Source organism: Novosphingobium olei (genome assembly GCF_037076535.1).
Lineage (GTDB): Bacteria > Pseudomonadota > Alphaproteobacteria > Sphingomonadales > Sphingomonadaceae > Novosphingobium > Novosphingobium olei.
Genome location: NZ_AP029021.1, coordinates 1 through 12,732 on the forward strand (window position 1 = coordinate 1; position 12,732 = coordinate 12,732).

Consider the following 12,732-nt stretch of genomic DNA (forward strand, 5'->3'; position numbering starts at 1 on the left):
ATGATCGAGGACCAGGAAGCCCTGGATCTGGCGGCCGATTGGGCGGACATCAGCCAGGGCCTGAAGAAGGACCTGGGTTCGCAGCTGCACAGCCAGTGGATCAAGCCGATCCAGCTTGGCAGCTTCTGCAAGGATACCGGCACGCTCGATCTGTTCCTGCCGACCGAATTCTCGGCCAACTGGGTCGCCGATCGCTTTGCCGATCGCCTCAGCCTCGCCTGGAAGATCGCCCGTTCGGAAGTGCGCCAGGTGCGCATCACGGTCCACCCCCGTCGCCGCGCCATGCCCGATCTGCGCGTGGCCGCCGCGTTCGAACCGGCGGCGCCTGCGCGGCCCGTGGCGCCCGCCATCGCCGAATCGACGCTCGCCGGGCTCGATCCCTCGCTGACCTTCGCCGATTTCGTCTCGGGCTCGGCCAACGTGCTGGCGGTGAACGCCGCGCAGCGCATGGCCGCGGTCGAAACCCCGCAGTTCTCGCCGCTCTACCTCAAGGGCTCGACCGGACAGGGCAAGACGCACCTGCTCCACGCCATCGGCCACGCCTATGCCGCCAACAAGCCGGGCGCGCGGATCTTCTACTGCTCGGCCGAACGCTTCATGATCGAGTTCGTCCAGGCGATGCGCTCGAACGAGATGATCGAGTTCAAGTCGCGCCTGCGCGGCTTCGACATGCTGCTGGTCGACGACATCCAGTTCATCATCGGCAAGGCCAGCACGCAGGAGGAATTCCTCCACACGATCGACGCGCTGATGAGCGCGGGCAAGCGCCTCGTCGTCGCCGCCGACCGTGCACCCCAGGCGCTCGATGGCGTCGAACAGCGGCTGCTTTCGCGCCTGTCGATGGGCCTGGTTGCCGATATCCAGCCGGCGGACATCGAGCTGCGCCGCAAGATCCTCGAACACCGCCTGGCCCGCTTCGGCAACGCACAGGTGCCGGGCGACGTGATCGAGTTCCTGGCCCGTACCATCAACCGCAACGTGCGCGAGCTGGTCGGCGGTCTCAATAAGCTTATCGCCTATGCCCAGCTCACCGGCCAGCCGGTCAGCCTGAGCCTTGCCGAAGAACAGCTGACCGACATCCTGTCGGCCAACCGCCGCCGCATCACCATCGACGAGATCCAGCGCACCGTCTGCCAGTTCTACCGCGTCGATCGCACCGAAATGGCCAGCAAGCGCCGCGCCCGCGCGGTCGTGCGCCCGCGCCAGGTCGCGATGTACCTCGCCAAGGTGCTCACGCCGCGCTCCTATCCCGAGATCGGCCGCAAGTTCGGCGGTCGCGATCACTCCACCGTGATCCACGCCGTCCGCCTGATCGAGGAACTGCGCGCCCGCGACGCCGACATGGACGGCGACGTCCGCACCCTGCTGCGCCAGCTCGAAGACTGAGCTGGAGGGGCCGGGACTGCCCTCCCACACGATCCTCCCCTGACAGGTGAGGGGGACCACCCGCAGGGTGGTGGAGGTGTGCGAGCGCGGCGCGCGGCCCAAAGAAAAGAACAGTCCTTCGACAAGCTCAGGACGGACGGGGTGTGGGAGCGCACAAAACGTCATCCCAGCGAAGGCTGGGATCGCTGGCCACCGAGCGCCGCCCAACAGTCCCGCAAACCGCCAGCGATGCCAGCCTACGCTGGCATGACGTTTAAGGAACGAGCACCCCCTCCCCGCCAAACCGCCTGCCCTGAGCCTGTCGAAGGGCTGCCCTTGTTCTCCCAGGCGCAACCGCCAGACAGCACGCAACGAAGCCCCAAAGCACTGACCTAAGCGCCGGAAGACGTCCCGGGAGCGCGAGGGGGTATCCCCCTCGCATCTGTCTCTTCCCCCTCAAACCTTGACAAAACGTACCATATAGGTTATACGCCATCCCCACGGACCGGGAGCGGCATGGCCGGCTTGCTCTTCGCTCCTTCGGGGTCAGCCGAAAGGTCATACTCCGACGCGACCGGCGCGGGTCGGCGCTGCGGGAGCCGGATCTCTCTCAAGGGATACGGCAGCGAGGGCGTTAAGCCCCAAGTCCCTCAGGGCAGCCCAACGCCACTGCAACGGACGGGCGGATGTGGTGCGGTGGTTCAACCGCGTGGCAGCGCCTCCCTGAAGTCACAGTGCCCCATGACCTGCCGAAGATCCGCTTCCACGCCGATCGAAGCCGTCCGGGCTGATCCTTCAGGGACTTATCGCTACGGACCGGGCCGCCTTGCGAGCCGCCGCCCGGGTTTCGAGCCCCCGTCCGAATTCAGGCTGAGCCGATCCGGGATAGCCAACGCCCCGCCGGCCACTCGCCACAGCGTTCCTCTTGCCCTCCACGCGCAAGCGCCACGCATGGCGCCCGCGCCGGTCGCGCAGGTCCGTACCTTCCCAACGGCGTTATCGTCCGGGCTCGCCGCCGGATGCGGCTCCATGTCTCGCGGTCAGTCCGCGCGTCGCCGCTCCAGCCAGAACACCATCGCGCTCGCCGCCGCCATGAACAGGAAGGGCATGGCGGGGAAGTGGAAGCGCGACTGGCCCGAAAAGACCATCGCGATCGCGCTCGGGTAGGCGGCGATGGCATAGGGCAGGCACCACCAGTCGACCGCACCCAGCCCCGCGCCCCCTCCGGCCCGTAGCCGCGCCAGCAGGGTCAGCGGAATCGCCAGCAGGGCCAGCGCCAGCACCGCCCAGTAGAGCGCCTGGTTGGCGGCGCGGATCAGCAGGAAAGCGCGCGCGTCGTAGTGCTTCGCGCCGGTTTCATAGGCCCAGACGCCTTCGCCGTCGCTGACCCACAGCTTGGCGAGCTTCAGCGGCATCAGCACGGCAAAGCGCATCGGGTGGGCCCTGATCCAGTCGAGGCCGAGCCGCTTCGCCGCGTCGTCGTAGGTCAGTTCGGTCAGGTCGCGCCGCGCATCGAGCGCGCGCACCACCGGGTCTTCGGGGGTGAAGCCGCCGCGCGCGCTGTCGTTGTTGCCGGTCAGCAGGGTGATCCCGCCGTTGGTCGACACCGCGACGAAGCGCCCCAGCTCGCGCTCGTTGCGCATCGACCAGGGCAGCACCACCGCCCCCGCCAGTGCCAGCACGGCAAGCCCGCGCCCCAGCGCGCGCGGCAGCCGGGGCAGGATCGGCCGTTCGCGCAGCAGCGCGATGCCCAGGACCAGCGGCACCACGATCAGCGTCTGCGCCTTGACCAGCGTGGCCATCCCCAGCACCAGCCCGCCCGCCAGCGTGCGCCAGGCCCCGGGCCGCGCCAGCAGCCAGCAACTCGCCAGCAGCAGCAGGGTGTAGAACACCTCGGTCAGCGCGAGCGGGGTGTAGAGCACCGCGTTGGGGTAGACCGCATAGCCCAGCAGCGCGAGGCGAGCGGCGCTTTCCGATCCGGTCACCTGCCGTGCGAGATCGAGCAGCAGCCAGCCCGACAGCGCTGCGGCGGCAAGGTTGGCAAGCCCCACCGTCCAGATCGAGGTGCCGAGCAGGCGGAAGGCGACCGACAGCGCCATCGGCCAGCCCGGCGGCCAATAGGCGGTGGCATGGCCATCATTGGCAAGATAGCCGAGCCCGGCGGCAAGGCTCGCCGCGCGCGAATAGTAGAAATCGGCGTCCGAGGTCGGCGTCACCGCCAGCGCGATCGCGCCCAGCCGCAGCAGCACGAGCAGCGCGAACGCCAAGGCGATGAAGCGCCGGTGGAGCAGCAAGCGCTGGAGCAGGGCAGGGGGCGAAGGGTTCACAAGGGTAGTGTCTCGCAGCTTGGCGTAAACATAGCGTTGTCCCGCCAAAGCCGATAGGCAAGCGGTCATGACCGCCGATGCCATTGCCCCCGTCGCCCACCATACCGGCCCTGACGGCCTGCGCCTTGCCCACCGCTTCCTTTCCGGCGCGGAGCCGGCGCTGGTGTTCCTGCCCGGCTACATGTCCGACATGGCGGGATCGAAGGCCGAAGCGGTGCTCGCCCATGCCGCGGCGCAAGGGCGCGCCTGCCTGCTGCTCGATTATTCGGGCTGCGGCCTGTCCGAAGGCGATTTTGCCGACGGCACGCTGTCGCGCTGGCGCGACGAGGTGGTCGACCTGATCGCGGCCAGGGGCATTGCCCGCGCGGTGCTGTGCGGATCGTCGATGGGCGGCTGGCTGATGCTGCTCGTCGCCCGCGCCATTCCGGACAGGACCGCCGCGCTCGTCGGCATTGCCGCCGCGCCCGACTTCACCGACTGGGGCTTCAGCGAGGCGCAGAAGGCGCAACTCGCCGCCGGGCGCACGATCTTCGAAGACAATCCCTATGGCCCCGAACCCACGCCGACCCACGCCACGTTCTGGCAGGATGGAGAGGCGCAGCGCCAGCTGGGGGACACGATCCCGTTCGATGGCCCGGTGCGCCTGATCCACGGCCAGGCCGATCCGGACGTGCCGTGGGACGTTTCGCTGCGCCATGCCGCCGCCCTGCGTTCAGCCGATGTGCAGGTCCACCTGATCAAGGACGGCGACCACCGCCTGTCGCGCGAGCAGGACATCGCCCTGCTGCTGCGCACCCTCGATGCCTTGCCCGCGGACGGGGGCTGAAATGCTCTCCGCCCGCGGCGCATGAAGGATGCTGACACGCCGATGATCCTGACCCTGCCCCTTCTCGCCGCGATGGCGACGCCTGTTCCGCTGACCCAGCCCGCCCATCTGCAGGTCGGCCCCAATCCTTCGCCGCAGCAGGCATCGCCCCTGCCGATCCCGCGCCGCCGCCGCGTGGTCGAAACCGCGCCGGGCACCGATGGCGCCGCGTCCGAGGAGAAGAAGCAGATGCCAGACCGTCTTGCCGCCTGCCTCGCCACCGGGCGACAGGACCTGACCGCCGGGCTCGCTTCGGCGCGGCTGTGGCGCGATGGTGCCAAGACCGATTTCGAACGCACCCGCGCCAACCAGTGCCTGGGGCTGCTGCTCAACGAAAGCGGCGACTATGCCGGGGCCGAAGGGGCCTTTGCCGCCGCCGTGGCGACGATCCCGCCCGAACAGGCGGCATCGTCGTTCCAGCTGCTCGGCATGGCCGGGAACGCCGCGCTGGCAGGCGGGCATGCCGACAAGGCGGTCGACTGGTTCGACCAGGCGCTGGCGTTGAAAGGCGTGGGCGACAACGCCGCGCGCGCCTCGCTCCAGACCGATCGCGCCCGCGCGCTGGTGGCCGCCGGGCGGATGGCCGAAGCCGGTGGCGCGCTCGATGAAGCGCATCGCCTTGCGCCCGAGGACGCCGAAGGCTGGCTGCTGTCGGCAACGCTCGCCCGCCGGGGTGGCGATCTCGATCGGGCCCAGCGCGATATCGAGGTGGCCGCCGCCAAGGATCCGCGCGATCCCGCCATCGGGCTCGAAGCCGGGGTCATCGCCGTGCTGGCGGGGCGCGACGTCGCCGCGATGAAATCGTGGGATTCGGTGATCAAGGCCGCGCCGAACAGCCCGGAGGCAAAGACCGCGCGCGGCTATCTTGAACAACTCGGCCCTGTTCCCACATCCTCTGCAACGGCATCGGCCCCCGCACCGGGTGGCCCCGCAGCGGAAAAGAAGGCCACGCCATGAAGCTATCCGTCCTCGATCTGGTCCCCGTGGTCGAGGGCGGCACGGTCGGCCAGGCGCTCGCCGATGCGGCGGCGCTGGCGCAGACCGCCGAAGCCTGCGGCTACAACCGCTACTGGGTGGCCGAACATCACGGCATGGAAGGCATCGCCAGCGCCGCGGTCGCGGTCACGCTGGCGCACGTCGGGCACGCCACCAAGACCATCCGCATCGGCGCGGGCGGCATCATGCTGCCCAACCACAACCCGCTGGTGATCGCCGAACAGTTCGGCACGCTGGACGCGCTGTTCCCCGGCCGCATCGACCTGGGGCTGGGCCGCGCGCCCGGTGCCGACCAGCGCATCGTCCAGGCGCTGCGCAAGGACGTGAACCGCGCGGCCGAGCATTTCGCCGACGACGTGTTCGAACTCCAGCTGCAGTTCGCCGGCGACAGCCGCCTGCATCTGCAGGCAACGCCGGGGCTGGGCTCTGCGCCGCAGATGTGGATCCTGGGATCGAGCCTGTTCGGCGCGCAACTCGCGGCGATGCTGGGGCTGCCCTATGCCTTCGCCTCGCACTTCGCGCCCGATCACCTCGATGCCGCGCTCAAGATGTATCGCGAACGGTTCACCCCGTCGGCCACGCTCGACAAGCCTTACTGCGCCGCCGCGATCAACGTGATCGCCGCGCCCACCGACGAGGAAGCGGTGCTGCTCGCCTCGTCGATGGACCAGAGCTTCGTGCGGCTGCGCAGCGGCAATCCGGGCAAGCTGCCGCCGCCGGTGCCGGGCTATCGCGATACGCTGCCGCCGCAGGCCGAAGCCATGCTGGCCCACATGCGCCAGGTTTCGGCGATCGGCAGCCCGCGCACCGTGCGCGAACGGCTCGAAGCGTTCCAGGCGCGCACCGGCGCGGACGAACTGATCGTTTCGGGTTCGACATTCGATCCGGCGCTGCGCCGCCGCTCGCTCGAACTGACGATGGAAGCGGTCTCGGGTCCTGTCCCCGCTTGAAGGCTTGGCTGCGCGACTAAGCATTCGCGCGGAACGGACTCGCCCGCACGCTGTTAACGCGGCCAAGCCTAGCGTGGATTCACGGGCGACGAGCATCTTGAAGTCGCGTAACGAAAAGAATATCACGCGTACGATTGCAACAGTGCAATGACATAAAATTATAACGACGCGACATCGCATCGCGCCGGTCCAGCGGGAAGAACGCCATGGCCACGAGTTCCATCGACCCCACCGCCGCCCCAGCCACGGGCATCGATCCGTCTGGCGCGCTGGCGACGACGCTTGCCAGCCGCTTCGCCGCTTCGCTCCTCCCCGCCGAAAAGGCCGATTTCGACAGCCAGCGCCTGGCCGAAGCGGCGCGCTTCGCGATGATCGCCGCGCACCGCCGGCGCGGCAGCGAAGCATCGATGGCGATCGAAAGCGTGGGCGGCAGCGAAACCAGCGCGCGCTACCTGCGCATCGCGGTGGTCAACGACGACATGCCGTTCCTGGTCGATTCGATCACCGCGACGATTGCCGCGCAGGGCCTGTCGATCGACCGGCTGGTCCACCCGGTGGTGGCCGTCCGGCGCGATGGCGATGGCCACCTGGTGGCGCTGCCCGATGGCGATGCGCCGGGCGAAAGCCGCGAATCGATCGTCTATCTCGAAACCGAACGCGCCGATGCCAAGGCCCGGCGCGACCTGACCAGCGCGCTCGCCGCCACGCTCGACGACGTTCACGCCGCCGTGGCCGACTGGCCGCGGATGCAGGCAGCGATGCAGGAAGATGCGCGCCGCCTGGCCGATCCCGAAGGCGCCGCGCTGCTGCGCTGGCTGGCCGATGGCATGCTGACGCAGCTGGGCCACGTCACCCGCCGCCGCGATGGCAGCGAAGGGGACAAGCTCGGCATCTGCCGCGCCAGCGACCAGACGCTGCTCGCCGCTGCATCCTACGAACGCGCCTTCGCCTGGTTCGACCACGTGGGTGCCGATGGAGCCGGCCGTGCGCCGCTGATCGTCAAGGCCAACCGCATCGCGCGCGTCCACCGCCGCGTGCCGCTCGACCTGTTCATCGTGCCGGTGATCGAACAGGGTCAGGTGGTGGCGATCTCGATCCACGCCGGGGTGTGGACCAGCGCGGCGCTGGCCGCCGCGCCCGATCGCATCCCGCGCATGCGCACCCAGCTTGCCGACCTGATGGACAAGTTCGACTTCGCGCCGCAGGGCCATGCGGGCAAGGCGCTGGTCCATGCGCTGACCGCGCTGCCGCACGACCTGCTGATCGGCTTCGACGACCACGATCTGGAACGCATCGCCACCACGATGATGAGCCTGGTCGACCGCCCGCGGCCGCGCCTCGCGCTGGTCCGCGCCCCGCTCGCCCGCCATCTCTTCGCCTTCGTGTGGCTGCCGCGCGACGTGCAGTCGACCGAGGTGCGCCTGCAGGTGAAGGCGATGCTCGAGGCCGAAACCGGCGCGCAGGTGCTCGACTGGAGCCTGCAGGTCGAAGGCAGCACGCTCGCCATGATGCGCTTCGTGCTCGACATCCGCGACGGGCAGGACGTGCCCGACGAAGCCGCGCTGGATGCGGCGTTGCAGGCGATGGTGCGCGGCTGGGCCGGCGCGGTCGAGGCCGAGCTTGCCCGCACCGAGGAGCCTTCGCGCGCCGCCGCGCTCGCCACCCGCTATGCCGAGGCGTTTCCGGTCGGCTATCGCGCCGCGCAAGGCGCGAGCGAGGCGGCGGACGACATCCGCGTGCTGCGCGGCCTCAACGGCACCAACGCCCCGCGCCGCGCCGCGCGCCTCCACCGTCTGGCCGGTGAGGAAGGGCTGCGCCTGAAGCTCTACCAGCGCGAAGGCGCCATCGTCCTGTCGGACGCGGTGCCGGTGCTGGAAAACTTCGGCTTCCGCGTGCTGGAAGAAGTGCCCACCGCGCTCGACAAGGGGCGGCTGGGCTTCATTCACGATTTCCTCGTCGGCACGCCCGTGGGCAGCAACCCGGACGACCTGCTGGCGCGCGCAGGCGCGATCGAGGCATCGCTTGCCGCCGTGCTCAACGGCCAGGCCGAAGACGATGCGTTCAACCGCCTGATCGTGGCGGTGGGCCTGTCCGCGCCCGAGGCGAACTGGCTGCGCGCGTGGTTCCGCTATCTGCGCCAGACGGGCCTTACCTTCACGATCCAGACCGTGGTCGATGCGCTGCGCAATGCGGGTGCGGTCACGCGCGGGCTCGTCGCGCTGTTCGCCGCGCGGCATGATCCGAAGTTCTCCGGCGACCGCGCCAAGGCCGAAGGCGATGCGGCCGAGGCGATCCGTGCCGGGCTTGCGGGCGTGGCCGCGATCAACGACGACCGCCTGCTGCGCGCCTTCCGCGCCGTGGTCGAAGCGGTGCTGCGCACCAATGCCTTTGCCCCGGCAGCGGAGGAAGCGCTGGCCTTCAAGATCGATTCGTCGCTGGTCCCCGGCCTGCCCCGGCCGGTGCCGTGGCGCGAGATCTTCGTCTATTCGCCACGCGTCGAAGGCATCCACCTGCGCGCCGGGCCCGTGGCGCGCGGCGGCCTGCGCTGGTCGGACCGGCGCGACGACTTCCGCACCGAAATCCTTGGCCTGATGAAGGCGCAGCGCGTGAAGAACGCGGTGATCGTGCCGACCGGGGCCAAGGGCGGGTTCTATCCCAAGCAGCTGCCCGATCCTGCGGCCGACCGCGAAGGCTGGCTGGCCGAAGGCAAGGCCAGCTACCAGGTGTTCATCCGCACGCTGCTGTCGATCACCGACAACATCGTCGAAAACAAGGTGGTCCATCCGGCCGGCGTGGTCATCCGCGATGGCGAGGATCCGTACTTCGTCGTCGCCGCCGACAAGGGCACGGCGACCTTCTCCGACGTTGCCAACGCCATCGCCGCCGAACGCGATTTCTGGCTCGACGATGCTTTCGCCAGCGGCGGCTCGAAGGGCTATGACCACAAGGCGATGGGCATCACCGCCAAGGGCGCGTGGCTGTCGGTGCGGCGCCACTTCCTGGAAATGGGCGTCGACGTGCAGTCCGAACCGGTGCGCGTGGCGGGCTGCGGCGACATGTCGGGCGACGTGTTCGGCAACGGCATGCTGCTCAGCCAGTCGATAAAGCTGGTCGCCGCCTTCGACCACCGTCACGTGTTCCTCGATCCCGATCCCGATCCGGCGGCAAGCTGGGCGGAACGCGCGCGCATGTTCGCGCTGCCGCGGTCGAGCTGGGACGATTACGACAAGAGCCTGATTTCCGAAGGCGGCGGCGTGTTCCCGCGCACGATGAAGGCAATTCCGCTCTCGCCGCAGGTCCAGGCGCTGCTCGGCGTTGCGCTCGACGAGATCGACCCCGACACGCTGATCTCGCTCACCCTGCAGAGCCCGGTGGACCTGCTGTGGTTCGGCGGCATCGGCACGTATGTGCGGGCAAGCCACCAGAACAACGTCGAGGTGGGCGATCCCGCCAACGACACTGTCCGCGTCGCCGCCAACGAAGTGCGCGCCAAGGTGATCGGCGAAGGCGCCAACCTTGGCACCACGCAGGCCGCGCGCATCGAATTCGCGCTCCACGGCGGGCGCATCAACACCGACTTCATCGACAATTCGGCCGGCGTCGATTGTTCGGACAACGAGGTCAACATCAAGATCGCGCTCGCTGCGGCCAAGCGCGCGGGCCACCTCGACGAGGACGGCCGCGTCGCGCTGCTGACCGAGATGACCGACGCGGTCGCGCACCTGGTGCTGGAAGACAACCGGCTGCAGGCGCTCGCCCTGTCGATTGCCGAACGCGGCGGCGCGGGCGCGGTGCCGGCGCAGTCGCGGGTGATCGACGTGCTCGAGGAAGGCGGCGATCTCGACCGCAAGACCGAGGGCCTCGCCAGCGCCGAGGACTATGCGCGCCGTGCGGGCGCCGGGCTGGGCCTCACCCGCCCGGAACTCGCCGTGCTGCTGTCGAGCGCCAAGCTGGTGCTGCAGCGCGCGCTGGAAGACAGCCCCGTGGTCGACGATCCGGTAATGGAAGTCGAACTTGTCGCCGCGTTCCCGCCGCAGATGCAGGAACGCTTCGAAACCGAGATCGTCCACCACCGCCTGCGCCGCGAAATCATCGCGACCAAGCTCGCCAACCGCATCATCAACCGCATGGGCCCGGTCCATCCTTTCGAACTGATGGAAGAGGAAGGCTGCACGCTGGCGCAAGTCGCAGCCGCCTTCGTCGCCGCCGAACGGCTGCTCGACCTGCCCGAAACATGGAGCCTGCTCGATGACACGGCGATGGCCGAAGACCAGCGCATCGCCATGTTCGAACGCGTGGCGCGGGGCCTGCGCGGCCATGTAGCCGATGTGCTGCGCGCCGGGCGCGGCACGCTTTCGCCCGATGCGCTGATCGAGGATCTGGCCGGCGGCGTCGGCCTGCTGTCGCACACCGCGGCCGAACTGCTGCGCGGCGAAGCGCAGGCGCAGGCGGCGCGGATGCGGCAGGACCTTGCGGCCCAGGGCGTGCCCGATGCGATCGTCGATCGCGTGGCGCACCTGTTCGATCTCGACGGCGCGATCGGGCTGGCCCACCTTGCGGGCGAGCTGAACGTCGATGCGGCGCGGCTTACGGGCGCGTTTGCCGATCTGGGCGCGGGGCTGGGGCTCGACTGGGCGCAGCAGGCGGCCAGCCGGTCCAACCCGTCGGACACGTGGGAACGGCTGCTGGTTTCGGGCCTTGCGCGCGATTTCCAGCAGATGCGCTTGGACTTCCTTGCCCGCAACGGCGGCGGCGATCCCGATGGCGGCGTCGCGCGCTGGTTCGCCGCGCACGAAGTGCCGGTGCGCCAGTTCCGCGCGCTGATCACCCGGGCGCAGGCGAATCCGGTGCCCGCGCCCGCCATGCTCGCCCAGATCGCCAGCCAGGCGCGCACGCTGCTGATGCGCTGAGTTTGGCCCAATCCGACTTTTTGACCACGATTAGTTGACGCGTCCGTCTTTTCTGCCAATTCGGCCACCAAACGTGGAGGATCGTGGCATGGATAAGGCGGACGTTGTCATTGTCGGGGCCGGGCACGGCGGGGCGCAGGCGGCGATCGCCTTGCGGCAGAACGGGTTCGAAGGCTCGATCCTGGTGCTGGGGCGCGAACCCGAGCTGCCCTATGAACGCCCGCCGCTGTCCAAGGAATACCTGGCCCGCGACAAGACCTTCGACCGCATCCTGATCCGCCCGGCGCAGTTCTGGGAAGACAAGCAGGTCACCATGGCCCTGGGCCGCGAAGTGACCAAGGTCGATGCCGTGGCCAAGGTCCTGACCCTCGCCGATGGATCGAGCGTCGAATACGGCTCGCTGATCTGGGCAGCGGGCGGCGATCCGCGCCGCCTGTCGTGCGCCGGGGCCGATCTTGCCGGCGTCCACGCCGTGCGCACGCGCGCCGATGTCGATACGCTGATGGGCCAGCTCGATGCCGGCGCGAAGACCGCGGTGGTGATCGGCGGCGGCTACATCGGGCTGGAAGCGGCGGCGGTGCTGACCAAGTTCGGCGTGCACGTGACCCTGCTCGAAGCGCTGCCGCGCGTGCTGGCGCGCGTCGCGGGCGAAGCGCTGTCGACCTTCTACCAGGACGAACACCGCGCCCACGGCGTCGATCTGCGCACCGAGGTCGCGGTCGACTGCATCGAGGGCGACGGCGCCAAGGTGACCGGCGTGAAGCTGGCCGATGGCAGCGTCCTGCCGGCCGAGATCGTGATCGTCGGCATCGGCATCATCCCCTCGGTCGGCCCGCTGCTCAGCGCGGGCGCGGCGGGTGGCAATGGCGTGGATGTGGACGAATACTGCCGCACCTCGCTGCCCGACGTCTACGCGATCGGCGATTGCGCGGCCCATGCCAACGATTTCGCCGATGGCGCGGTGATCCGCCTCGAATCGGTGCAGAACGCCAACGACCAGGGGACGACCGCGGCCAAGGCGATCTGCGGCAATCCGGTGCCGTACAAGGCAACCCCGTGGTTCTGGTCCAACCAGTATGACCTGCGCCTGCAGACCGTGGGCCTGTCGACCGGGCACGATGCCACGGTGCTGCGCGGCGATCCGGCAACGCGCTCGTTTTCGGTGATCTACCTCAAGGGCGGCAAGGTGATCGCGCTCGACTGCGTGAACATGGTCAAGGACTATGTGCAGGGCAAGAAGCTGGTCGAAACGCGCGCCGCCATCGCGCCCGAGAAGCTCGCCGATGCCGCCGTGCCGCTCAAGGAACTTGTCTAGATCC

General features: G+C 69.2%; 7 protein-coding genes. 6 read left to right on the plus strand and 1 reads right to left on the minus strand.

What is annotated here, in order from left to right; genetic code table 11:
* Nucleotides 1-1,386, plus strand: a complete 1,386-nt coding sequence (dnaA, locus tag AACH40_RS00005) for a chromosomal replication initiator protein DnaA (RefSeq protein WP_169493976.1) — start codon at nt 1-3, stop codon at nt 1,384-1,386.
* A gap of 1,019 nt (nt 1,387-2,405) precedes the next feature.
* Here dnaA and AACH40_RS00010 read toward each other — a convergent pair.
* On the minus strand, nt 2,406-3,692 hold the full coding sequence (locus AACH40_RS00010) for a glycosyltransferase family 39 protein (RefSeq protein WP_338643692.1): 1,287 nt from the start codon (nt 3,690-3,692) through the stop codon (nt 2,406-2,408).
* 67 nt (nt 3,693-3,759) lie between these two features.
* Between AACH40_RS00010 and AACH40_RS00015 the strand changes: the two genes are divergently transcribed.
* The 5 genes from AACH40_RS00015 (at nt 3,760) to AACH40_RS00035 (ending at nt 12,728) form a co-directional block, all read left to right on the plus strand.
* Nucleotides 3,760-4,518 (plus strand): alpha/beta hydrolase, encoded by a 759-nt coding sequence (locus tag AACH40_RS00015; protein ID WP_338643693.1) that lies wholly within the window; start codon nt 3,760-3,762, stop codon nt 4,516-4,518.
* 21 nt (nt 4,519-4,539) lie between these two features.
* Nucleotides 4,540-5,514, plus strand: a complete 975-nt coding sequence (locus AACH40_RS00020; protein ID WP_338643694.1) for a tetratricopeptide repeat protein — start codon at nt 4,540-4,542, stop codon at nt 5,512-5,514.
* Complete coding sequence (locus AACH40_RS00025; protein ID WP_169494514.1) at nt 5,511-6,503, plus strand: LLM class flavin-dependent oxidoreductase; 993 nt, start codon at nt 5,511-5,513, stop codon at nt 6,501-6,503. The genes AACH40_RS00020 and AACH40_RS00025 overlap by 4 nt, the downstream gene beginning before the upstream one ends.
* A 206-nt stretch (nt 6,504-6,709) precedes the next feature.
* Nucleotides 6,710-11,413, plus strand: coding sequence for an NAD-glutamate dehydrogenase (locus AACH40_RS00030; RefSeq protein ID WP_338643696.1), 4,704 nt, complete (start codon nt 6,710-6,712; stop codon nt 11,411-11,413).
* A gap of 88 nt (nt 11,414-11,501) precedes the next feature.
* The gene (locus AACH40_RS00035) at nt 11,502-12,728 is read left to right on the plus strand and encodes an NAD(P)/FAD-dependent oxidoreductase (protein ID WP_338643697.1); all 1,227 of its coding nucleotides are present in this window, start codon (nt 11,502-11,504) and stop codon (nt 12,726-12,728) included.
* Nucleotides 12,729-12,732: the final 4 nt, after the last annotated feature.

Excerpts from the sequence above, each read along its gene's own strand:
- dnaA (WP_169493976.1), top strand. The coding sequence starts at position 1 with ATGATCGAGGACCAGGAAGCCCTGGATCTGGCGGCCGATTGGGCGGAC.
- AACH40_RS00015 (WP_338643693.1), top strand. The coding sequence starts at position 3,760 with ATGACCGCCGATGCCATTGCCCCCGTCGCCCACCATACCGGCCCTGAC.
- AACH40_RS00020 (WP_338643694.1), top strand. The coding sequence starts at position 4,540 with ATGAAGGATGCTGACACGCCGATGATCCTGACCCTGCCCCTTCTCGCC.
- AACH40_RS00025 (WP_169494514.1), top strand. The coding sequence starts at position 5,511 with ATGAAGCTATCCGTCCTCGATCTGGTCCCCGTGGTCGAGGGCGGCACG.
- AACH40_RS00030 (WP_338643696.1), top strand. The coding sequence starts at position 6,710 with ATGGCCACGAGTTCCATCGACCCCACCGCCGCCCCAGCCACGGGCATC.
- AACH40_RS00035 (WP_338643697.1), top strand. The coding sequence starts at position 11,502 with ATGGATAAGGCGGACGTTGTCATTGTCGGGGCCGGGCACGGCGGGGCG.